This window comes from Actinacidiphila sp. bgisy167 (assembly GCF_057707665.1).
In genome coordinates this window covers 1-21,756 of record NZ_JBYIQP010000043.1, presented here as the reverse complement: position 1 = coordinate 21,756, position 21,756 = coordinate 1, and the positions used below count along the sequence as shown (strand labels likewise).

Below are 21,756 nucleotides of genomic sequence, written 5' to 3'. Positions count from 1 at the left end.
CGCGGCCGGAGCGAGCGCGCTAGAGCCTCTCCACCGGCGCGTACCGCAGCAGCAGCACCTTCGGCCGCTCGTCTCCGAAGTCGATGGTGGCCTTGGCCTTCTCCCCGCTGCCGTCGACCGCGACGACCGTGCCGAGCCCGAAGGTGTCGTGCGTGACCCGGTCCCCGACCGCCAGAGAGATGACCGGCCGGTCCTGGGTGCGCCGGGTCGCGAAGCCGGAGGGGCCGCCCTTCGACGGCGAACGCGACAGCATCGAGGCCGCCGCCGACACCGAGGCGGAGGGCGCCGCGGAGGCGCCGGTGCGCTTCCACTCGATGAGCTGCTCGGGGATCTCCTCCAAAAAGCGCGAGGGCGGGTTGTACGAGGGCTGGCCCCAGGCGCTGCGCATGGTGGACCGGGTCACATACAGCCGCTGCCGCGCCCGGGTGATGCCGACGTAGGCGAGCCGCCGCTCCTCCTCCAGCTCCTTGGTCTGGCCGAGCGCGCGCATATGCGGGAAGACCCCGTCCTCCATGCCGGTCAGGAAGACCACGGGGAACTCCAGGCCCTTGGCGGTGTGCAGCGTCATCAGCGTTATGACGCCGCCGCCCTCGTCGTCGTCCGGGATCTGGTCGGAGTCGGCGACCAGCGCGACGCGCTCCAGGAACTCGGCGAGCGTGCCGGGCTCCTCGTCGGTGCGCTCCTGCTCGAACTCCAGGGCCACCGCGGCGAGTTCCTGGAGGTTCTCGATGCGGGTCTCGTCCTGCGGGTCGGTGGATGCCTGCAGCTCCGCCAGATAGCCCGTGCGCTCCAGCACGGCCTCCAGGACGGTGGCGGGGCCGGCGCCGGAGTCCACGACCGTGCGCAGCTCCTCCAGCAGCTCGTTGAACCGCTTGACGGCGTTGACCGAGCGGGCGGCCATGCCGAAGGCCTCGTCGACCCGGCGCAGCGCGGCGGCGAAGGAGATGCGCTCGCGCGCGGCGAGAGCGTCGACCATCGCCTCGGCGCGCTCCCCGATGCCGCGCTTGGGCACGTTCAGGATGCGGCGCAGCGGGACGGTGTCCTCGGGGTTGGCCAGCACGCGCAGGTAGGCCAGGACGTCCCGGACCTCCTTGCGCTCGTAGAAGCGGACCCCGCCGACGACCTTGTAGGGCAGGCCGACGCGGATGAAGACCTCTTCGAAGACACGGGACTGCGCGTTGGTCCGGTAGAAGACGGCGACGTCGCCGGGACGGGCGTCCCCGGCGTCGGTGAGCCGGTCGATCTCGTCGGCGATGAACTGCGCCTCGTCGTGCTCCTGGTCGGCGACATAGCCGGTGATGACCGGGCCCTGCCCGGCTTCGGTCCAGAGGTTCTTCGGCCGGCGGGAGGCGTTGCGCTCGATGACGGCGTTGGCGGCGGTCAGGATGTTCTGGGTGGAGCGGTAGTTCTGCTCCAGCAGGATGGTGCGGGCCTGCGGGTAGTCCTCCTCGAACTGGAGGATGTTGCGGATGGTCGCGCCGCGGAAGGCGTAGATGCTCTGGTCGGCGTCACCGACCACGCACAGCTCGGCGGGCTCCTCGCCCTCGCCCGCGTCCCCGGTGCCGACCAGCTCGCGCACCAGGGTGTACTGGGCGTGGTTGGTGTCCTGGTACTCGTCGACGAGGACGTGCCGGAAGCGGCGCCAGTAGTGCTCGGCCACGTCAGGGAAGGCCTGGAGCAGGTTGACCGTGGTCATGATGATGTCGTCGAAGTCGAGCGCGTTGGCCTCGCGCAGCCGCGACTGGTACATCGCGTAGGCCTCGGCGAGCTTCTTCTCGAAGGCGTTCTCGGCCTGGCCGGCGAAGGTCTCCTCGTCGATGAGCTCGTTCTTGAGGTTGGAGACCTTGGCGCTGAAGGACTTCGGCGGGAACTGCTTGGGGTCCAGGTCCAGGTCGCGGCAGACCAGGGCCATCAGGCGCTTGGAGTCGGCCGCGTCGTAGATCGAGAAGCTGGAGGTGAAGCCGAGCCGCTTGGACTCCCGGCGCAGGATGCGGACGCACGCGCTGTGGAAGGTGGAGACCCACATCACATTGGCGCGCGGGCCGACCAGTTGCCCGACGCGCTCCTTCATCTCCCCGGCCGCCTTGTTGGTGAAGGTGATCGCCAGGATCTGGCCGGGGTGCACCTTGCGGGCGCCCAGCAGGTACGCGATGCGGTGGGTGAGCACCCGGGTCTTGCCGGAGCCCGCGCCGGCGACGATGAGCAGCGGGGAACCGGTGTGCTCGACGGCGGCGCGCTGCTGCTCGTTGAGCCCCTCGAGCAGCGCGGCCGGATCGAGGGCCGGGCGCGGGGCCCCGTCCCGGTAGTACGCGTCCCGGTCGACGGGCGCGTCGAAGCGCCCCTCGAAGAGGTCGTCGGGGACCGTGTCCGGCTCTTCCTCGGGAGGCGGCGGGGGCTCCCCCTCCCTCGGTTCGAGGCCGGCCAGGAAGCTGTCGTCAAAGAGGCTGCTCATCGCCTCCCGAGTCTAGGCCGTGCGGCGGACAGCGTTGCCCGCCTTGCCCGAGCCCGGCCCCCTTGGGCGCGTTGACCGCCGGACACGGCCCCGCGGGCCCGGTCCGCAGCCTCCGGGAACCGTCCGGGGAAGGTGAAGGTCACGAAATGATTGCGGACAATTCGAACACCAGGGTTCCCAGGGGCCCCCGCAGTGACTACCGTGCCGGATCAGGCGGTCCGCTCCAGCGGCGGCGACCGTGCCGTCACGGGCCGCCTCCGCTGAGTCCGGCGACCGCCGGAGCCGGGGACCCGAACGACCTTGGGGTGAATCGGTCCGTACGAGCGCAGTGTGCGCCCGTACGCACCGTAGGGCGGCCTTCCGAAGCCCGAACCCGACAGCTAACCCGGTAGGCGGTCCACGGAAGGAGCCGCCAGACTTGGCGACGCACCGCAAGCCGCGCCCGCATCCGCTGACCGTCCCCGGCCCCCGGGCCGCGGTGGGACTCACGACCGCCGCACTGGCGACCGTCACCCTCTTCGGCGAAAGCGCGAGCGCGGCCCCCGCCTCACCGGACAAGCCCTCGATCACCGAGGTCAAGGCCCAGGTCGACACGCTCCGCCACCAGGCTGAGGCCGCCACCGAGCGCTACAACGGCGCCAAGGAGCAGACACAGCGGCAGCGCGCACGCGCCGACGCGCTGCTGGACCAGGTGGCCCGCAAGACCGAGACGCTGAACGCCGCCCGCCGCACCATCGGCGAGTACGCCGCGGCGCAGTACCGCAGCGGCGGTCTGGACGGCACGGCGACGTTCCTGCTCACTTCCGACCCCCAGGGGTTCCTGGAGCAGGCGCACCTGATGGACCGCCTGTCCGAACAGCAGGAGCACGCGCTGGAGACCTTCCGCTCCGAACAGGCCGAGACGACGGCCAGGCGCGCCGAGGCCGTCGAGAGTTTGCACGAGCTCACCGAGGCGCAGCAGCGGCTGAACGCGGAGAAGACCGCGGTCAAACAGAAGCTCGCCGCGGCGCAGAAGCTGCTGAACAGCCTCACCGCCCAGGAGAAGGCACGGCTGGCGGCGCTGGAGAAGAAGCGCCAGGAGGAGGCGGCCGCGAAGGCCGCGGAGATCGCCGCCAGGGAGAAGGCCGCCAAGGAGGCCGGCTCCTCCACCGGATCCACCGGATCCACCGGATCCACGGGCTCGACGCCACCGGCGTCCGGCAGCTACGCCGCCAAGGCGGCCACGGCGATCGCGTTCGCGCGCGCGCAGCTGGGCAAGCCCTATGTGTACGGGGCCACCGGCCCCAACTCCTACGACTGCTCGGGCCTGACCCAGGCCGCCTGGGGCGCCGCGGGCGTCAAGATCCCCCGTACCACCTACGACCAGGTCGACTTCGGCAGCCGCGTGAGCGCGAGCCAGCTGCAACCCGGTGACCTGGTCTTCTTCTACTCCGACATCACCCATGTCGGCCTCTACATCGGCGGCGGCCAGATGATCCACGCCCCCCACACCGGGAGCGTGGTGAAGATCGCCCCGATCACGGAGATGCCGATCTACGGTTACGCCCGGATGGCCTGAGCCCCCGCCCGGCCGGCCGCGGCCGGGCTCAGGTCCACAGCACCGCGATGAAGATGTTGGCGGTGGTCAGCGCGCCCACGGTGCCGAAGGCCGCCGCCGGCACCTTCTCCTCGTCCCGCTTGACGTAGACCAGGCCGAGGACGACCACCAGGATCGCGAGCTTCACACCGATCTTGATGTTGTTCACCGGCTGGTCGTCGGCCTGGTTGAGGCCGACCAGCAGCGCGCCCGTGACCAGCATGGTCAGCGCGCCGTGCAGCATGCCCGGCACGAAACGGGCCTCGCCGCGGCCCATGGCCTTCATCTGGGTGAGGAAGCCGCCGAGAAGGGCGGCGATGCCGACGATGTGCAGGCCGACGATCAGGTTGATGAGTACGTCCATGGCTCAGGACCCTAGCCAGCCCGTAGCAGCGCCCCGCACCGAGGTCGGACTCTTCCGCGGCATCGATCACGGCCGGACCGCAAGTGACCAGGTCACCCGTCGAACAGCGGTCATCCACGGGCAGTCCGCGGCCGAATCGGACCAGTCCCGCACACTCCCCGGCTCCCCCGCGGCGTCCCGGTTTAGCGTCCTGCCCCAGGTGGCCGATCCCCACTGCCGTGAGGACCCCGTCCTCGGCACGGCCGCCCCCGCCGAAGGTCCGGCGGCGGACGGCGCCCCGTCCGCCCGCCGCCGGACCGCCGGGGGGTGTACGGAACAGCCCGGAAGGAGTCACGGCGCGTGGCGTCGCACAGAAGGCCCAAGGAACGCGGACCCGCAGGCACGACCCTGCGCACCGCCGTCGGTCTCGCCCTGGCGGGCGCGGCAACGGTGACGGTGTTCGGGGAGGCCGGGCACGCGGAGCCCCGGCTGACCACGGACGAGGCCAGGGCCGAGGTGGACCGGCTCTACGAGGAGGCCGAGCAGGCCACCGAGCGGTACAACGGCGCGAAGGAGAAGGCGGACACGGCCACCGAGCGGATCGAGCGGCTCCAGGACGAACTCGCCCGCAGGACCGAACGCCTAGGCGACGCCCGCGACGGCCTCGGCTCCCTCGCCACCGCCCAGTACCGCAGCGGCGGCCTCGACCCCGCAGTCCAGCTGGCCCTCGACTCCTCCCCCGGCGACTACCTGGAGCGCGCCGGCATGCTGGACCGGATGAGCAGCCGCCAGAGCGCCGCGCTGCGCGTCCTGTCCGCCCAGCGGCGGGGCGTCGAGCAGTTGCGCGCCGAAGCCGCCGCCGAGATCGACGAGCTGCGCGGCAGCCGCGCCGAACTCGCCCGCCACAAGCGCACCGTGGAACAGCGCCTGGCCTCCGCGCGGCGACTGCTCGACCGGCTGACCGCCGCCCAGCGCGCCGAGGTGCTCTCCTCCGGGGGCCATGGCTCCGCCGACCCGGCCCGGGCCGGGCGCGCCACCTCCCGCACCGGTCTGGCGCCCGCCGCGGCCCCCAACGCGCGTGCCGCCCGCGCCGTCTCCTTCGCCTACGGCTCCCTCGGGCTGCCCTACGTCTGGGGCGCCACCGGGCCCTCTGCGTACGACTGCTCGGGCTTCACGCAGGCCGCGTGGCGGGCGGCCGGGGTCTCCCTGCCACGCACGACGTACACCCAGATCAACGCGGGCACCCGGATCCCCCGCTCCGGACTGCAGCCCGGCGACCTGGTGTTCTTCTACTCCGGGATCAGCCATGTCGGCCTCTACGTGGGCAACGGCATGATGATCCACGCCCCCCGGACCGGAGACGTCGTCAAGCTCGCCCCGGTCGACCAGATGCCCTTCGCGGGCGCCACCCGGCCGGCGTGACACCCGTGCCGGGTCGCCCAACCCGGTGTCACGGCGCGGGCTCACGCAGGGGGTCAGCCCGGCCCAGGCCCTCGCCCGCCACCGAGGTGCCGGCGGACACGAAGGCATCCGGCACGAAACGACCGCCCGAGGCAAGAAGCCGGCACCCCGCCGACCACCTCCCCCGGCGTCACGCGGCGCGAGTGGCACCCGCGCCGCCCCGGCTCAGACCAGCCGGCGCGCGGTCGCCCACCGCGTGAGCTCGTGCCGGTTGCTCAGCTGCAACTTCCTCAGCACCGCGGAGACATGCGACTCGACCGTCTTCACCGAGATGTACAGCTGCTTGGCGACCTCTTTGTACGCATAGCCCCGCGCGATCAGCCGCAGCACCTCGCGCTCGCGCTGGGTCAGCCGGTCCAGGTCCTCGTCCACCGGCGGGGCGTCGGTGGAGGCGAAGGCGTCCAGCACGAAGCCGGCCAGCCGGGGCGAGAAGACGGCGTCGCCGTCGGCGACCCGGAAGACCGAGCTGACCAGGTCGGGGCCTGTGATGGTCTTGGTGACATAGCCGCGGGCGCCGCCGCGGATCACCCCGATGACGTCCTCGGCTGCGTCGGAGACCGACAACGCCAGGAAGCGGACCGGGTGTTCGGCGTCGCCCATGAGCCCCGCGCAGCGCTTGAGGACCTCGACCCCGCCGCCGCCGGGCAGGTGGACGTCGAGCAGCACGACGTCCGGTCGCGTCGCGGTGATCACGGAGACCGCCTGGTCCACGTCTGCGGCCTCGCCGACCACCTCGACCCCGGTCCGCTCGGTCTCGCCGATCTCGGCCTGCACCCCGGTGCGGAACATCCGGTGGTCGTCGACGAGGACGACCCTCGCGCGCCGTTCCGTGCTCATGAGGGCCTCCCTGGCTCCTGCGCCCTGTCCATCTCCAGCTCCACTTCCGTCCCCCCGCCCGGTGCGGAGCGCAGCCGCGCCTCGCCGCCGTTGCGCCGCATCCTGCCGATGATCGACTCCCGGACGCCCATCCTGTCCGGCGGCACGTCGTCGAGCTCGAAGCCCGGGCCGCGGTCGCGGACCGACACGAAGACCCTGCTCTCCTCGACCTCCGCGTACACCTGCACGGCTTCGTCCCCACCGTACTTGGCGGCGTTGACCATGGCCTCGCGGGCCGCCTGCATCTGCGCCACCAGGCGTTCGTCGAGCGGGCAGTCACCGACGCACACCACCTCGACGGGGACGCCGTGCGCGTCCTCCACCTCGGCCGCGGCGCGGCGCACCGCCTCGGCGAGGCCGGCCGGTTCGTCCTCCCGGCCGTTTCCCTCGGGCCGGTAGAGCCAGGCCCGCAGCTCCCGCTCCTGCGCGCGGGCCAGCCGGGCCACCTCGCGCGGGTCCTCGGCGTGCCGCTGGATGAGGGTCAGGGTGTGCAGCACGGAGTCGTGGACGTGCGCGGCGACCTCGGCGCGCTCCTGCGCGCGGATGCGGGCCAGCCGCTCGGCGGAGAGGTCCTGGGCCATGCGCACGAGGTACGGGCCGGCGATCAGCGCCACCCCCACCAGGACGGCGAGCGCAGCCTGCAGGATGGTGCCCAGATGGCTGACCGAGCCCTGTACGACGAGGAACGCGGTCACGCCCACGCCGACGAGGATGACCCCGGCGGCGCCACGCGCGAAGGGCAGCAGCCTCTTGCGGCGGCTCAGCTCGGCCCAACGGGCCCGGCGGGCGTTGTCGGCCTGCCGCCACACCAGGGCGACGCCGAGCCCGACCAGCAGCAGCGGCCACACGTAGGCGTTGGCCTTGCCGAGGTGCAGGTTGTCCAGCAGGATGCCGACACCGATGGCGAGCGCGACGAGCGCGACGACCTGGCCGCGGTCGGGCCTGCGCCCGGCGAGCCAGGAACGGGCGTCGCGCGGCTCCTTGGCCTCGACCACTCCGCCGACGCCCAGCGGCACCACGAACCAGAAGACCGCGTACAGCAGGATGCCGAGGCCCTGGATGGTGGCCAGGACGACGAAGACCACCCGCACCCAGGCCACGGGCAGTCCGAGGTGCCCGGCCAGCCCGCGGGCGACGCCGCCGATCACCCGGCCCTCGGAGCTGCGGTAGAGCTTGCGGACCGGGGATCCCGCTGCATCCGGCGGCGCGAAGTACGACGCGCCGTTGGGCGGGCTGGTCGGCGGTCCGGCGGCTGGCATGTCCCGATCGTCACACGTTTCGCGGGCCGGGGGTATCAGGGTTCGCCCCCATGCGGGGTCAGGGTCGTTCCGGATACCCGCACACCTCGCGGACCGCCACCATGGAGCCATGACGGAGCAGGACACACGGGCGGAGCCGGCCGCCGCGCCACCGGGCCCGCGGCTGGCGCGCCACCGCGAGCGGAAGGTGATCGCGGGCGTCTGCGAGGGCGCGGGACGGTACTTCGGCATCGACCCGGTGGTCTTCCGGATCGTACTCGGCGTGCTGGCGCTCACCGGCGGCCTCGGGCTGGTGGCCTACGGCCTGGCGTGGCTGCTCGTCCCGCTGGAGGGGGAGAGCGCGAGCGAGGCGCACCGGCTGCTGTCAGGGCGGGTCGAGGGGACGGCGCTGACGGCGGTGCTGGTCGCACTCGTCGGCTGCGGTCTGTTCCTGTCGACGCTGGGCAGCGGCGGGAACCTGACCTTCTCACTGGCCTTGCTGGCGGCCTTCGCCGGCGCCGTGTACTGGTCGGTGCACCGGCGGCAGGCGACCGAGGCGCCCGCGCAGCCGGTCGCGCCGCCGCCGACCCAGCCGCCGCCACAGCCCGCCGCGGCCGCGTGGTGGAAGGAGACAGCGGTCGAGGACGCGCCTTCGGCGCCGGGGCCGGGCGGCTACCTGTGGGGACCGGACGACGGTCCCGCCGACGAGGAGCGCGACCGCCGTGAGTGGCGGGAGCGGCGCCGGGCGGTACGCCGCGAGGGCGCCTGGCTCGGCGGGCTGGTGTTCTGCCTGGCGGCGGCCGCGGCGGCGGGGGGCCTGGCCGCGTCCTGGTCGGCCCAGCCGCTGGCCACCAGCGTGCAGATCGCACTGGGTTCCGCGCTGGCCGTCTTCGGCCTGGGCTTCGTGGTCAGCACCTGGTGGGGGCGGCTCGGCGGCGGCACCGTCGTCATGGTGCTGCTGACGGCCGCGCTGCTGGTGGGCTCCACGACGCTGCCGCCGTCGGTCGGCACCGACTGGCAGCAGCGCACCTGGACGCCGACGACGCTCGCGACGGTGCGGGACTCCTACGAGCTGGGCGCCGGCCGAGCGACGCTGGACCTGTCGCGGCTCCAGCCGGGCGGACGCACCGTCTCGACGCGGGCCCAGGTGGGCGCCGGGCAGCTGGTGGTCCGGATCCCGCAGGACGTCGCGCTGCGGATGCACGTCCAGGTGGGGGTGGGCGACCTGAAGCTGCCGGGCGACAAGGACCAGGACATCGACGTCCGGCCCGGGCTGGACCGTAAGGTCGCCCTGGCCCCGGTGGACGGGCGAAAGCCCGTCGGCACGCTGGAGCTGGACGTGGAAGTGGGCGTCGGACAGGTGAAGGTGGTGCAGTCCCCGTGAGACGGCATCCGTTCGCGCCCTCGGCGCTGCTGACCGGACTGGTCCTGCTGGGCCTGGCCGCGGTGTACCTGCTCGACGCCGCCGGGGAGTTGTCGCTGCCCCCAGCTGCCGCGGTGCCCCTGACCTGCGCGGGTCTGACCCTCGCGGCACTCGGCTCGGTCACCTCATGGGCGCTGCGGGGGCGCGCCGCCAAGCGCTCAAGCCCGCCCGCGCCGCCCCCGACCCCGCCGTCCGGCGATCATCGCGTCGACGGACAGTAGCGGAGCACCCGCCAGGACCAGCGGCAGCCAGGCCATCAGGTAGGCGAGGTCGTTGCCGTAGTAGTACGGCTGCGTGGACCAGCTGACGGTGAGCCACAGGCTCAGCGAGATCAGCGCCCCGCCCAGGGCGGCGATCCGGCTGAGCAGGCCGACCAGCGTGCCGATGCCGACGGCGATCTCGCCGAAGGCGATGGCGTAGCCGAAGCCGTGCGGGTTCTTCAGCGCCAGGTCGACCATGGCCGGGATCGCGGCGCTGCCGCGCACCGCGTTGAGGGTGCCCAGGAGGGAGCCGGGGGCGCTGTCGTTGAAGAAGGTGTCGGACAGCAGCTTGTCGAAGCCGGCGTAGACGAAGGTCACGCCGAGGAAGATGCGCAGCGGCAGCAGCGCATAGCGCCGTGCCGTGTCCCGCCACGGTCCCTGACTGGGGTACCGCTCCAGGTCCCGCGGTCCGTTCATGCCCTTTATGCCCGTCACGCTCATGCCGTCCGCCTCTCGCACCGCACCTGCCGTCGACGTCTCGAACCGATTGTCCGGGAGCGTCCTAGGGGATACGTAGGCGAAGCGGCCGTTGTTCAATCGAAAAGCTCTGCTTTTCGCGGGCCGTTCGCTCGTCAGCGGGCGGGTAGTTGATCCAGGCGACCAGATCGCGTCCCGATCACTCACATGCGGCGAGTGCGCCCCCACGCGCGGTCGACGCGGGCCGCACCGCGGGGCTCCGCGGGGCCCGGATACGGACAGGGGCGACACCGGCTCTTCCCGGTATCGCCCCTACTGCCCCGCGCGGGGGGCTACTCCCACTCGATGGTGCCCGGGGGCTTGCTGGTGACGTCCAGCACGACGCGGTTGACGTCGGCCACCTCGTTGGTGATCCGGGTGGAGATCCGGGCGAGCACCTCGTACGGCAGCCGCGACCAGTCCGCGGTCATGGCGTCCTCGCTGGAGACCGGGCGCAGCACGATCGGGTGACCGTAGGTGCGGCCGTCGCCCTGCACGCCGACCGAGCGGACGTCCGCGAGCAGCACCACAGGGCACTGCCAGATGTCGCGGTCGAGACCGGCGGCGGTCAGCTCCTCGCGGGCGATGGCGTCGGCCTCACGGAGCAGGTCCAGGCGCTCCTTGGTGACCTCGCCGACGATGCGGATGCCCAGCCCCGGGCCCGGGAAGGGCTGGCGCTGAACGATCTCCTCGGGCAGGCCGAGCTCCTGTCCGACCATGCGGACCTCGTCCTTGAACAGCTTGCGCAGCGGCTCGACGAGCTGGAACTGCAGGTCCTCGGGGAGGCCGCCCACGTTGTGGTGGGACTTGATGTTGGCGGTGCCGGTGCCGCCCCCGGACTCCACGACGTCGGGGTAGAGGGTGCCCTGCACCAGGAACTCCACCGACTCGCCGTGGGCGCCGGCCTCGGCGACGATCTCGCTCGCGGCCTGCTCGAAGACCCGGATGAACTCCCGGCCGATGATCTTGCGCTTCTGCTCCGGGTCGGACACCCCGGCGAGCGCGGTCAGGAAGCGCTCCTGCGCGTCGACGACCTTCAACTGGACGCCGGTGGCGGCCACGAAGTCCTTCTCGACCTGCTCGGACTCGCCCTTGCGCATCAGGCCGTGGTCGACGTACACGCAGGTGAGCCGGTCCCCGATGGCCTTGTTGACCAGGGCCGCGGCGACCGCGGAGTCCACGCCGCCGGACAGGCCGCAGATGGCGCGCTTGTCGCCGACCTGGGCGCGGATCGCGGCGATCTGCTCCTCGACCACGTTGTGCGTGGTCCAGTTCGGAGCGATGCCCGCGCCGCGGTAGAGGAAGTGCTCGAGCACCTGCTGCCCGTGGTCGGAGTGCAGGACCTCGGGGTGGTACTGGACGCCGTAGAGCTTCTTCTCGTCGTTCTCGAACGCGGCCACCGGCACCAGGTCGGTGGAGGCCGAGACGGCGAAACCCTCCGGGGCGGCGGTGCAGGTGTCGCCGTGCGACATCCACACCGACTGCTCGGCGGGGGTGCCCTCGAAGAGCGTCGAGCCGGCCTTGCCCACGTGCAGGGGGGTACGGCCGTACTCGCGGGCGCCGGTGTTGTCGACGGTGCCGCCGAGGGTGATGGCCATCAACTGGAAGCCGTAGCACATGCCGAAGACGGGGATGCCCGCCTCGAAGATCGCGCGGTCCAGCCGCGGGGCGCCCTCGGCGTACACGGACGAGGGGCCGCCCGACAGGATGATCGCCGCGGGACGCTTGTCCAGCATCTCCTCGACCGGCATGGTGCTCGGCACGATCTCGCTGTAGACCCGGGCCTCGCGGACGCGGCGGGCGATGAGCTGGGCGTACTGCGCCCCGAAGTCGACGACGAGGACGGTGTCGGGGGCGGCTGGGGTCGCTGATGCCACGGTGGGCCTTCCGGCGGTGTCGAACGTGAGGTCCCCACCGATTCTACCGGCGCTCACGGCTTTACTTGCCCGGCCCGAGGGCGCACACTGTGCGGCATGCTGCACGGCACGCGCTTCGCGTTTACCTATGGCACCGGCTGGTCCGGCTGCCGAGGTCGTGCTGTCTGAGCGAGGAAACGCACACGACGTCACCAGGCGCCCCGGGCCACACGGCCCGGGGCGCCTCGCGTTTCCCGTCCCGGCGGCCCGGGGGCCCGTTCCCCGAGGAGGAACCCCATGACCAGCACCCCCGCGGCACCGCGGTCCGCCGACCACGCGGGTGACACCGCCACCGACCGCGCCGGCGGCCCGGGCGCCGACCCCGGCGCCGTCATCGCGCAGGCCCGCGAACGGATCGACGACCTCGACGCGCGGATCATCGCGCTGGTGCAGGAGCGGATGACGGTCTCGGCCGGCATCCAGCGCACCCGCATCGAGTCCGGCGGCCGCCGCGTGCACCTCTCCCGCGAGATGGAGGTGCTGCGCCGCTACGGCGATCCGCTGGGGAGGCCCGGCACCGCACTCGCCATGACCCTGCTGGAGCTGTGCCGCGGCCGGTCCTGACCCGTTCGCGGACACCGGGCCCGTGACCCGTTCGGGGGGCATCACCCGTACGGCACGTGACCGCCCACGAATGCCTTCGTTGAATCCGGTGTCCGTGCCAGCCAGGTGCGGCCACCCCGGGCCAGGGAAGCAAGCAAGGACGTCGAACACCACGCGTGGACACCGCTCAGACGCAGCTGGGCGGGGTATCACCGGAGCGATGAGGCGCGCCCGCGCGAGTGGAAGCAATGCGGCCGCGCCGTGGGACCTCGCTCCGGTGCTCAGTGACCGGACGGCAGGGGACAGCAGCCCGGTCGCGACTCAAAGTGGCGGTCGGTTCCGGGGACGCCCGGGACCGGCCGCTCTGCGAGGAACACACTACTCATTTCGCGGCACGTGGGCAGGTTTCCGACCCTCGATCGAGTGAGCCGGATCACACACCGCGATCTCGGTAACGCGTACAACCCCAGGGCCTTCACACGGGTCTGACCGGTACGTCACCATCAACCGGTTTCTAGGACCCCATATGAAGCTCCGCCGTACTCTCGCGGCCGCTGCGGCCTCCGCAGCCCTCGTTCCCGCCACCCTGCTCGGTGCCGGCATCGCCCACGCCGACGCGTCCCCCACGGCGTCGGAGTCCTCGACCACGTCCCCCACCCCTGAGCGGACCCCCGGCGACAGCACCGGCTCCCCCACCGGCACGGACCCGGCGTCCGACGTCACCTCCACGCCGAGCGGCACCCCCTCGGACGACACGACGGCGACAAGCAGCGCATCGCCCTCGGTCACGGCCACGCCCACGGACACGGGCTCGCCCTCACCCTCGGCCACCGTCTCCTCCCCGCCCTCACCCTCCATGAGCACCAAGCCCGGCGACGGCCCGATCACCTGCAACGACCAGGACGAGCCGGCCTCCGACGAGAACCTCTCGACCACCCTCAGCGGGCTGCCCTCGAAGGTCGTCGCGGGCAGCGGCTGGCACGGCTTCAAGCTGAACGTCGCCACCAAGGGCGACGCGTCCTACAAGCGCGTGGACCTCGGGGTCTTCGCCTCCGCGATCAGCAAGGCGACTTTCGAGCACTCCGGGGGCCACCTCACCCTGCAGTGGCAGGACCCGGACAGCGGCGAGTGGATCGACATCTCGCTCGACGACACCGACGAGGGCGCCGGCTACGTCGGCTGGACCAACGTCGACCCGAAGGAGTCCTTCTCCCTCGACCTGCGCCTGTCGGTGGACAAGTCCGCCCCGGCCGGCCTCGGCATCGCCATCAGCATCGGCATGTACGCCAACGACGAGGGCGACTGCGTCGTCTCCGGCAACGGCGACTCCTTCTACCAGTTCGACATCCTCGCCGCCGGCACGGACGCGGGCGACGTGGACGACTCCAAGCCGCAGACCGGCGGCACGACCCCGGTGACCAGGCCCTCGGGCGACACGCCGATCGGCTCGCTGGCTGAGACCGGCGCGTCCTCCTCGCTGCCGCTCATCGCGACCGTCGGCGGCGTCGCCATGGTCGTCGGCGCGGGCGCGATCTTCACCGTCCGCCGTCGCAAGAGCGGCGTCGCCGCCTGAGCCGACCGGCGCCCGGCACCGCCAGGGGGCCGCATCCCGTAGGGGTGCGGCCCCCTCGCCGCACCCGGCGGGGCGGCCCGTGCCGTACTCAGTCCTTCGGGGGGACCGGCGGCACCGGAAGCACCGGGAGCCGCAGCGCCCCGAAGGCGTCCGCGGGGACGACCGGGTGCCTGGGCTCGACGGCGGCGACCCGCCGGTAGGGCGCGCCCTGGGGCGGACGCGGGTCGGCGTCGCCCTTGTTGGGCCACAGGGACATGGCGCGCTCGGCCTGTGCGGTGATGGTGAGCGCGGGATTGACCCCGAGGTTGGCGGATACCGCGGAGCCGTCCACCACATGGATGCCCGGGTGGCCGAACAGCCGGTGGTACGGGTCGATCACGCCGTGCCCGGCGTCCTCCCCGATCACACACCCGCCCAGGAAGTGGGCGGTGAGCGGGGTGCCCGTCAGGTCGCCGACGGTGCCGCCCGCGAAGCCGTTGATCTCCTCGGCCAGCAGGCGCGCCGCCTCGGCGGCCTGCGGGATGAAGGAGGGGTTCGGCGCTCCGTGCCCCTGCCGGGCGGTGAGCAGGCCCTTCCCCGGGCCCGAGGGTCTGCGGTAGGTGGTCAGCGAGTTGTCCAGGGACTGCATGACCAGGCCGATGATGGTGCGCTCGGACCAGCGGCGGTTGGACAGCGACCGCAGCAGCAGCACGGGTTGGCGCGCGCAGTGCGCCAGGTAGGCGAGTGCGCGCGGCAGTCGGCCGCCGTGCGGGACCTGGAGGATCGACAGGGCGCCCATCGCGTTCGAGCCCTTGCCGTAGCGCACCGGCTCCATGTGGGTGTTCTCGTCGGGGTGGATCGAGGACGTGATCGCCACACCGCGCGTGAAGTCCACCCGCTGCTCGCCCGTGCGCTCGCGGTAGCGGCGGCTGTCGGTCTGCGCGCCCACCAGCGCCTCGGAGTTGGTGCGGGTCAGCTCGCCGAGCCGGGCGGACAGGCCCGGCAGTCGGCCCTCGTCGCGCATGCGGTGCAGCAGCGTCTGGGTGCCGTAGGTTCCGGCGGCGACGACGACCTGCCCGGCGCGCAGTACGCGCGGCCTGCCCCTGCGGCGGCGGTCGGTGGGGACGACGGTGACCTCGTAGCCGCCCCCGGGACCGGGCGCCAGGGCGGTGACGGTGCTCATCGCGTGGATCTCGGCGCCCGCCTGCTCGGCGAGGTGGAGGTAGTTCTCGTTCAGGGTGTTCTTGGCGCCGTGGCGGCAGCCGGTCATGCACTCCCCGCACTCCGTGCAGGCCCGCCGGGACGGGCCCGCGCCGCCGAAGTACGGGTCGGGGACCTCCTCGCCGGGCGCGGCCCCGGCGCCGCCCGGCCCCTGCCCGCCGGCGTCCCGGCCGTCCCCGAAGAACACGCCGACGGGGGCCATGCGGAAGGAGTCGCCGACGCCCATGCGCTCGGCGGTCGCCCTGAGGTGGACGTCCACGGGGGTCGTCGTCGGGTTGAGCCGCACGCCGAGCATGCGCTCGGCCTGGTCGTAGTAGGGGGCCAGTTCCTCCTGCCAGTCGGTGATGCGGCCCCACTGGCGGTCCTCGAAGAAGACCTTCGGCGGGACGTAGAGGGTGTTGGCGTAGTTCAGCGAACCGCCGCCGACTCCCGCGCCGGCCAGCACCATCACCTTCCCGAGCAGGTGGATGCGCTGGATCCCGTACAGGCCCAGCGCCGGAACCCACAGGTAGTCCCGCAGGTGCCAGGAGTTCTTCGGCAGCGACTCCCGGGTCCAGCGGCGGCCCGCCTCCAGGACGCCGACCGTGTAGCCCTTCTCGGCCAGGCGCAGCGCCGCGACCGCGCCCCCGAAGCCGGAACCGATCACGATCACGTCGTAGTCCTGTGCGCGAACGGGGTGGGGGTTGCCCGAGGACGTCCGCTCCCCCGCCATCAGCGCAGCCTCAGCGTCTTCATCACGCGCAGACCGCGGCTCATGAGGGCCGCGTAGGCCGCGTCGTCCATGCCCAGCGACGGGGCCATCGGCAGCAGCCGCTGCGTCGCCACGGTCTGCGCCTCGGTGTACTTGAGGATGCCCTCGGAGCCGTGTCGGCGGCCGAGCCCGGAGTCCTTCATGCCGCCCATCGGGGAGCGCACGCTGCCGTACGCCGGCGCATAGCCCTCGTTGACGTTGACGGTGCCGCTGTGCAGCCGGGCGGCGATGCGGGCGCCACGGCGGGTGTCCCTGGTCCAGACGCTGGAATTGAGGCCGTACGGCGTCGCGTTGGCGCGCTCGACCGCCTCGTCCTCGTCGGTGAAGCGGTAGACGGACACCACCGGCCCGAAGGTCTCCTCGTCGCACACGGCCATCGGCGGCTCGACGCCGTCCAGGACCGTCGGCTCGAAGAAGAACGGGCCGACGTCGGGGCGGGCCTTGCCGCCGGTCAGGACGGTGGCGCCCTTGGCGACGGCGTCCGCCACATGCCGGGTGACGGTCTCCAGCTGGCGCTCGCCGGCCAGCGACCCCATCCCGGCGCCGTAGGCGAGGGCGGTGCCGAGTCTGAGGGCCCGGGTGCGTGCGGTGAAGCGCTCCAGGAAGGCGTCGGCCACCGATGCGTGGACGAAGAGCCGCTCGATGGAGATGCACAGCTGGCCCGCCGAGGAGAAGCAGGCGCGGACCGCGCCCTCGGCGGCCCGCTCGAGATCCGCGTCCTCGAGCACCAGCAGGGCGTTCTTGCCGCCGAGTTCGAGGGAGGCGCCGATCAGTCGGGCCGCGGCGCGCGTCGCCACGTCCCGGCCGGTACGGGTGGAACCGGTGAAGGACACGTAGTCGGCGTGCTCGACGACCGCGGGGCCCACGACCGGGCCCTCGCCGATGACGACCTGCCAGACGTCGGCGGGCAGCCCGGCCTCGATCAGTTGCTCCCGGGCCCACAGCGCGGTCAGCGCGGTCTCGGTGTCCGGCTTCATCACGACGGCGTTGCCGGCGGCGAAGGCGGGCAGCGCGTCGCCGACGGAGAGTTCGAGCGGGTAGTTCCACGGCGCGATCTGGCCGACGACACCGCGCGGGTGCCGCAGCTCCCGCACCTTGGTGAGGGCCGGGACGGCGCCGGTGTGCCGCTTGGGCCTCAGGTAGGCGGGGGCCTTCAGGCCGTAGTGGCGGGCGGCGACGGCCACCGCCAGCACCTCCTCGTGCGCGTGCAGCCGCGCCTTGCCGGTCTCCAGCTGGATCAGGTCCAGCACCTCGGGCTGCCGGGCCAGCACGAGATCGTGGAAGCGGAGCAGTACCGCGGCGCGGCGGCGCACCGGTGTCGCCGCCCACGCCCGTTGCGCCTCCCGCGCCCTGGCGTACGCCGCCGCCACCTCCTGCGGCGTCGCCTCGGGGAGCTCCGCCAGCTTCTCGCCGGTCAGCGGCGTGTGGTTCACGGTGCGGCCGCTGCCGCCGACACCCCGCGTCAGTCGCGCCACGAGGTCCGGGGTCACCACGTCCGCGGCGGTCCTGGTGCCGGAGGAGGCGACCGGATTGCCGTTACCGGCGGCGGGAGAGTCCGTCATGTCGGGATCGTACGACGGCCGACTGTGCCTGCATACCCGCCAGTAGCCGGTTTTCGCGATGCCTCCGCGGGGCCTTCACGACACCTCGGCCCGGACCGCGGTTCGTCGGAGGCCGTGCCGCCCCGGACGCGTTCAGGTGGTGCGGTAGGTCTCCGCGGCCTTCTCGAAGTACCGCTTGACGTCGGCGCGCCGGCTGTCCGGCCCGACGACCAGGACGACGTGGTACCGGCCGTCGCGGATCATCACCAGGTTGCGCGCGAAGAGCTGCCGCCCGGCGGCGTCGCTCCACGCGAACTCGCCCTCCGCGGCCGCGATCCCGCCCATGTCCAGGCGGCGCAGCCCGGAGGCCGACGACCAGCCGGAGGCGCGGAAACCCGCCAGCTCGGGCTCGTCGTTCTGGTAGGCGATCGGGTCGCTGCCCTTGTCGGCGACGGTGTCGCGGCCGGGCACGACGAGCAGCTGGTAGTCGCCTCCGGTGTAGCGGACCTGCCCGTCGGTGTTCCGGCCCGTGCGCTGCCACCCGCCCGGGACGGCGAGGCGGAAGCCCTCCGGGTCGGTGCGCAGCCGGAACTCGCCGCCGAGGCCGGTGGTGGCGTCCTCGCCCCCGGCGTCGTCCCCGGCGTCGTCCGCGGGGGCCGACCGGGTGGGCGGCGGGCCGCTCGGCGCCTTGGTGGGCGCCGGCCCGGTCGTCCGCGACTCGGCCGTTCGCGGATGCTCCTCGCCGCCGGGCATCCGCGCGGGCAGGGTGTGCGCGGCGCCCGCCGCGCCCTCGTCGCCCGCGGTCCCGCCGCGCGGCATGAAGAGCACGGCGTACAGCACGGCGGCGGCCATCAGCAGCAGCACCAGCCCGACCAGGGGGACGCCGAGGCTGCGCGGCCCCCGACCCTGCCGCTCCGGCCGTCCCTTGGCGCGCTTGTGGCGTCCGTGCCCGGGATGGGCGGGCACGGATTCGGCGGCAGCCCTGCGGCGGCGGACCAGCTCGCCCCGGCGCCGTACGACGGGCAGCCGGTGCGCGTCGTCGGCGGGCACGGGCACCGTGCTCAGCCCCAGGTCCGGCTCCGGCGCGGACCGGACGAGCGAACGCAGCCAGCCGCGCAGTTCCTCCGCGTCGGGCCGCTCCTGCGGGTCCTGGCGGAGCAGGGACTCCACGACGGGCCGCAGCGGGCCGCACTCCTCGGCGTAGGCGGGCGGCTCGGCGACGACCAGCTGGACGAGCTCCGCGGTGCTCTCCTCCGGGAACGGCGGATGGCCCTGGACGCTGCGGAAGAGCAGCGAGCCCAGCGCCCACAGGTCGGCGGCCGGGCCGACGGGCGGGGCCAGCCGCCAGTTCCCGTGGACCTCGGTGGCCTGCTCCGGGGCCCATCGCTCGGTGACGGGGCCGACGACGGTGAGCCGGGCCTGCCGGGCCCGCTCCAGCTCCAGCGCGGAGTGCGGGCCGTCCCAGCCGCCGCCGGGCCCGTCCCCGCCCCCGGCCAGGGCGGGCACCGGCACCGGGTTGTACCCGCACAGCGCCTCCTGTGCGGCGCCGACAGCCAGGCCCGAAAGCATGGCCCGGCCGTCGTCGCAGACGAGCACGGTGCGGCCGGTGACATTGCGGTGGACCCAGCCGTGCGCGTGCAGCACGCGCAGCGCGGTCAGCACGTCGGAGGCCACCTCGGCGGCGCGGTAGGGGCTCAGCCGCTTGTCGGCGAGGACGGCGGCCAGCGGGCGGCCGGCGACGAGCTCGCTCACTATCCAGACGCTGCCGTCCTCGGCGAAGATGTCGAAGACCTGCACCAGCCGGGGGTGGTCGGGTATGGCGGCCGCGGCGCGCGCCGCCTCCAGGACCCGCTGGGCGGTGTCCCCGCTGTCCCCGTGGTGCGGCCCGGGTTCGGCGCTGACGACCTCGGGCAGCAGGACCTGGCGTATCAGCACCTCCTGGTTGCTGAAGGTGTCCCAGGCCCGGGTCTCCACCAGTTCGAACTCGTCGGCGGGCGGCCGCGGCAGGCGGTAGCGGTCGGCCAGTACGCGTCCCGCGTAGTCGTCCACGACGCCTCCCCAAAGCGTCAGATCCGATCCGTTCTGGATGCGGACAGTCCGCAGTGACTCACAATACGTGCTCGACCGCCGTCACTTGGCCGGTTTGAAGGTGCTGAAGAGCGCCTCGCGCATATCCGTGATCTTCTTGCTGTCCCATTCGGCGTCCGGCGCGAAGAAGAGGATGGCGTAGCCGTGGCCGTCGTCGACCACGAAGCCCCGGTTGACGGCGCGCATCTTCGTCCCGCCGGAGGTGTAGGTGAACTCCCAGTCCGCGGCGGTGCGGTAGCCGCGGTAGTCCACGTCCTTTATGGAGAGCTTGTGGTAGCCGGGGAACCGGGACGCGGTGGCGGACTCGTTCTGGCGCCACGCCTCCGCCGCGCTCGTGCCCGGGGAGTGGGTGTAGTCGACCTGCACCCGGGGGCTGCGGCGGGCGTTGAAGATCCAGCCGTTGCCGGCCCGCTCCTTGTTGGCGGCCCAACCGCCCGGCAGCGCTATCGAGAAGCCCTCGGAGTCGGTGTAGGTCGTCCAGCCGGCCGGAACGGCGGGGGAGCCGCTGTCCCCGCTGCCGGAGCCGTCGCCGGAGCCGGACCCGGAGGAGGAAGAACTACCCGCATCCTTGTCGGAGTCGTCGCCCTTCCCCTGGTCCTGGCCGCCGCCCGTGCCGGAGGCGCCCGTGCTCCCCGTGCCGCTCTTGCCGTCTCCGCTCTCGCCGTCGCCGCCCTCGCCGTTGTGGACGTTGCCGTCACCGGAGGTGAGGCCGGCCGAGGAGGACGGGGCTGCGGGCCGGCCCGCGGTGGCGTCGCCGTCCCCGCGGCCGACCCACAGGCCGATGCCCGTCCCGAGCAGCGCGAGGACGACCGCGATCGCGGTGAGGAGCAGACCGCGGCGGTGGCGCGGGTCCATCTCCGCGAGGCGCGGCAGCCGGGGGACGGCGGCCGCGGCGGGTGCCGGAGCCGGCGCGACCGGCGCGGACGCGGTCGCCGGTGCGGCCGCCTGCGCCTGCGCCGGCTCGGCTTCCGGCTTGGCCTTGGCGGCCCGCAGCGCCGCCTGGTCGGCGGCGGCGGCCCGGGCGGACGGCGGCGCGTCGGTGGGCGTGGGCTGCGGGTCCGAGTGCGGCAGCGGCATGGTGCGCGTGGCCTCCGCGACCGGGACGTCCGGCCCGTGGGCGACGGCGGTGAGCAGCGGGCGTACGCCCTCGTCGTCGAGCCGCAGCTCCGGGTCCTTGTTGAGCAGCCCTTGAATCGCGTCGGCCAGCGGGCCCGCGCTGCGCGGGGTGCGCAGCGGCTCGGTCATGACCGCGGTGAGCGTGGCGATGGCCGAGCCCTTGTCGTACGGGGGCCTCCCCTCGACCGAGGCGTACAGCAGCGCGCCCAGCGACCACAGGTCGGCCGGCGGGCCCGGCTTCTGGCCGCGCGCCCGCTCCGGGGAGATGTAGGAGGGAGCGCCGACCAGCATGCCGGTGGAGGTGACGGAGGGGTCGCCGTCGATCTGTGCGATGCCGAAGTCGCTGAGCACGACCCTGCCGTCGTCGGCGATCAGCACATTGGACGGCTTCACGTCACGGTGGAGGATGCCCTCCTTGTGGGCGGCCCGCAGCACGTCCAGCACGGTCAGACCGACTTCGGCGGCGCGCTTGGGCGTCAGCGGCCCGTCCTCCCGGATCGCGTCCGACAGCGAGCGGCCCTCGACCAACTCCATGACGATCCAGGGCCGGTCGTCCTCCTCGACCACGTCGAAGACGGTCACCGCGCCGGTGTTGCGGATCCGGGCGGTGGCCTTCGCCTCGCGCAGGGTGCGGGTGATCAGGCGGCGCTTCTCGTCCTCGTCGATGTTGTGCGGGAAGCGCAGTTCCTTCACCGCGACCGTGCGACCGAGCGTCTCGTCGACAGCCCGCCAGACGGTGCCCATGCCGCCCTTGCCGAGGACGGCGCCGAGCCGGTACCGGTCGGCGATCAGACGCTGGTCGGTGTCGTGCGCTTGGCCCATGAATTCCCTCTGCAGTCGCTGAAGATGAAGCTCCCTCATCGCCTGCTTGCGGCGACCGCGGGATGGAGGACTCCATCATCCCTGACTCGGGACCGTGGTCCCACCCCGCCCCCGCCGTGTG

At 73.1% G+C, this 21,756-nt stretch carries 16 protein-coding genes and 1 riboswitch; of the genes, 6 read left to right on the top strand and 10 right to left on the bottom strand.

The genetic code is table 11. The features are described from left to right. Positions 1 to 19: 19 nt before the first annotated feature. The gene (gene pcrA, locus AC3ET4_RS17770; RefSeq protein WP_431950410.1) at positions 20 to 2,452 is read right to left on the bottom strand and encodes a DNA helicase PcrA; all 2,433 of its coding nucleotides are present in this window, start codon (positions 2,450 to 2,452) and stop codon (positions 20 to 22) included. Positions 2,453 to 2,700: 248 nt separating this feature from the next. After that, positions 2,701 to 2,862: riboswitch (cyclic di-AMP (ydaO/yuaA leader) on the top strand. An 8-nt stretch (positions 2,863 to 2,870) separates the two neighbouring features. Here pcrA and AC3ET4_RS17765 point away from each other — a divergent pair. Beyond that, on the top strand, positions 2,871 to 4,010 hold the full coding sequence (locus tag AC3ET4_RS17765) for a C40 family peptidase (RefSeq protein WP_431950408.1): 1,140 nt from the start codon (positions 2,871 to 2,873) through the stop codon (positions 4,008 to 4,010). Positions 4,011 to 4,038: 28 nt separating this feature from the next. Here AC3ET4_RS17765 and AC3ET4_RS17760 read toward each other — a convergent pair whose 3' ends face one another. After that, positions 4,039 to 4,392 carry a hypothetical protein gene (locus AC3ET4_RS17760; protein ID WP_431950406.1) on the bottom strand — a complete coding sequence of 118 codons (354 nt, stop codon included), beginning with the start codon at positions 4,390 to 4,392 and terminating at the stop codon, positions 4,039 to 4,041. 339 nt (positions 4,393 to 4,731) lie between these two features. Here AC3ET4_RS17760 and AC3ET4_RS17755 point away from each other — a divergent pair, with 339 nt between their 5' ends. Further along, on the top strand, positions 4,732 to 5,793 hold the full coding sequence (locus AC3ET4_RS17755; RefSeq protein WP_431950404.1) for a C40 family peptidase: 1,062 nt from the start codon (positions 4,732 to 4,734) through the stop codon (positions 5,791 to 5,793). 204 nt (positions 5,794 to 5,997) lie between these two features. Here the strand turns inward: AC3ET4_RS17755 and AC3ET4_RS17750 are convergent, their stop codons facing one another. Next, a complete protein-coding gene (locus AC3ET4_RS17750; RefSeq protein ID WP_431950402.1) occupies positions 5,998 to 6,669 on the bottom strand; it encodes a LuxR C-terminal-related transcriptional regulator in 672 nt (223 codons plus the stop codon). Next, complete coding sequence (locus AC3ET4_RS17745) at positions 6,666 to 7,967, bottom strand: PspC domain-containing protein (RefSeq protein ID WP_431950400.1); 1,302 nt, start codon at positions 7,965 to 7,967, stop codon at positions 6,666 to 6,668. The genes AC3ET4_RS17750 and AC3ET4_RS17745 overlap by 4 nt, the downstream gene beginning before the upstream one ends. Before the next feature lie 109 nt (positions 7,968 to 8,076). Here AC3ET4_RS17745 and AC3ET4_RS17740 point away from each other — a divergent pair, with 109 nt between their 5' ends. Together AC3ET4_RS17740 and AC3ET4_RS17735 are read left to right on the top strand one after the other, a co-directional pair. Then, the gene (locus AC3ET4_RS17740) at positions 8,077 to 9,330 is read left to right on the top strand and encodes a PspC domain-containing protein (protein WP_431950398.1); all 1,254 of its coding nucleotides are present in this window, start codon (positions 8,077 to 8,079) and stop codon (positions 9,328 to 9,330) included. Next, the gene (locus AC3ET4_RS17735; protein WP_431950396.1) at positions 9,327 to 9,590 is read left to right on the top strand and encodes a hypothetical protein; all 264 of its coding nucleotides are present in this window, start codon (positions 9,327 to 9,329) and stop codon (positions 9,588 to 9,590) included. The genes AC3ET4_RS17740 and AC3ET4_RS17735 overlap by 4 nt, the downstream gene beginning before the upstream one ends. Here AC3ET4_RS17735 and AC3ET4_RS17730 read toward each other — a convergent pair. Beyond that, positions 9,528 to 10,046 (bottom strand): DoxX family protein, encoded by a 519-nt coding sequence (locus AC3ET4_RS17730; protein ID WP_431950456.1) that lies wholly within the window; start codon positions 10,044 to 10,046, stop codon positions 9,528 to 9,530. The genes AC3ET4_RS17735 and AC3ET4_RS17730 overlap by 63 nt on opposite strands. A gap of 332 nt (positions 10,047 to 10,378) precedes the next feature. Beyond that, positions 10,379 to 11,962 carry a glutamine-hydrolyzing GMP synthase gene (guaA, locus tag AC3ET4_RS17725; protein ID WP_431950394.1) on the bottom strand — a complete coding sequence of 528 codons (1,584 nt, stop codon included), beginning with the start codon at positions 11,960 to 11,962 and terminating at the stop codon, positions 10,379 to 10,381. 276 nt (positions 11,963 to 12,238) lie between these two features. Between guaA and AC3ET4_RS17720 the strand changes: the two genes are divergently transcribed. After that, a complete protein-coding gene (locus tag AC3ET4_RS17720; protein ID WP_431950392.1) occupies positions 12,239 to 12,565 on the top strand; it encodes a chorismate mutase in 327 nt (108 codons plus the stop codon). Between the two features lie 505 nt (positions 12,566 to 13,070). Then, positions 13,071 to 14,117, top strand: a complete 1,047-nt coding sequence (locus AC3ET4_RS17715; RefSeq protein WP_431950390.1) for an LAETG motif-containing sortase-dependent surface protein — start codon at positions 13,071 to 13,073, stop codon at positions 14,115 to 14,117. An 88-nt stretch (positions 14,118 to 14,205) separates the two neighbouring features. Here AC3ET4_RS17715 and AC3ET4_RS17710 read toward each other — a convergent pair whose 3' ends face one another. The 4 genes from AC3ET4_RS17710 to AC3ET4_RS17695 form a co-directional block, all read right to left on the bottom strand. Next, a complete protein-coding gene (locus AC3ET4_RS17710) occupies positions 14,206 to 16,029 on the bottom strand; it encodes a GMC family oxidoreductase N-terminal domain-containing protein (protein ID WP_431950388.1) in 1,824 nt (607 codons plus the stop codon). Continuing rightward, positions 16,029 to 17,630 carry a succinic semialdehyde dehydrogenase gene (locus tag AC3ET4_RS17705; protein ID WP_431950386.1) on the bottom strand — a complete coding sequence of 534 codons (1,602 nt, stop codon included), beginning with the start codon at positions 17,628 to 17,630 and terminating at the stop codon, positions 16,029 to 16,031. The genes AC3ET4_RS17710 and AC3ET4_RS17705 overlap by 1 nt, the downstream gene beginning before the upstream one ends. Before the next feature lie 132 nt (positions 17,631 to 17,762). Beyond that, on the bottom strand, positions 17,763 to 19,658 hold the full coding sequence (locus AC3ET4_RS17700) for a serine/threonine-protein kinase (protein WP_431950384.1): 1,896 nt from the start codon (positions 19,656 to 19,658) through the stop codon (positions 17,763 to 17,765). 81 nt (positions 19,659 to 19,739) lie between these two features. Continuing rightward, the gene (locus AC3ET4_RS17695; protein WP_431950382.1) at positions 19,740 to 21,635 is read right to left on the bottom strand and encodes a serine/threonine-protein kinase; all 1,896 of its coding nucleotides are present in this window, start codon (positions 21,633 to 21,635) and stop codon (positions 19,740 to 19,742) included. Between the last annotated feature and the right edge of the window lie 121 nt (positions 21,636 to 21,756).

What these genes read in the sequence shown, in the direction of transcription:
- AC3ET4_RS17745 (WP_431950400.1), bottom strand. Translation starts at nt 7,967, where the DNA reads ATGCCAGCCGCCGGACCGCCGACCAGCCCGCCCAACGGCGCGTCGTAC.
- AC3ET4_RS17695 (WP_431950382.1), bottom strand. Translation starts at nt 21,635, where the DNA reads ATGGGCCAAGCGCACGACACCGACCAGCGTCTGATCGCCGACCGGTAC.
- AC3ET4_RS17750 (WP_431950402.1), bottom strand. Translation starts at nt 6,669, where the DNA reads ATGAGCACGGAACGGCGCGCGAGGGTCGTCCTCGTCGACGACCACCGG.
- AC3ET4_RS17710 (WP_431950388.1), bottom strand. Translation starts at nt 16,029, where the DNA reads ATGGCGGGGGAGCGGACGTCCTCGGGCAACCCCCACCCCGTTCGCGCA.
- AC3ET4_RS17705 (WP_431950386.1), bottom strand. Translation starts at nt 17,630, where the DNA reads ATGACGGACTCTCCCGCCGCCGGTAACGGCAATCCGGTCGCCTCCTCC.
- AC3ET4_RS17715 (WP_431950390.1), top strand. Translation starts at nt 13,071, where the DNA reads ATGAAGCTCCGCCGTACTCTCGCGGCCGCTGCGGCCTCCGCAGCCCTC.
- pcrA (WP_431950410.1), bottom strand. Translation starts at nt 2,452, where the DNA reads ATGAGCAGCCTCTTTGACGACAGCTTCCTGGCCGGCCTCGAACCGAGG.
- AC3ET4_RS17720 (WP_431950392.1), top strand. Translation starts at nt 12,239, where the DNA reads ATGACCAGCACCCCCGCGGCACCGCGGTCCGCCGACCACGCGGGTGAC.
- AC3ET4_RS17740 (WP_431950398.1), top strand. Translation starts at nt 8,077, where the DNA reads ATGACGGAGCAGGACACACGGGCGGAGCCGGCCGCCGCGCCACCGGGC.
- AC3ET4_RS17760 (WP_431950406.1), bottom strand. Translation starts at nt 4,392, where the DNA reads ATGGACGTACTCATCAACCTGATCGTCGGCCTGCACATCGTCGGCATC.
- AC3ET4_RS17730 (WP_431950456.1), bottom strand. Translation starts at nt 10,046, where the DNA reads ATGAACGGACCGCGGGACCTGGAGCGGTACCCCAGTCAGGGACCGTGG.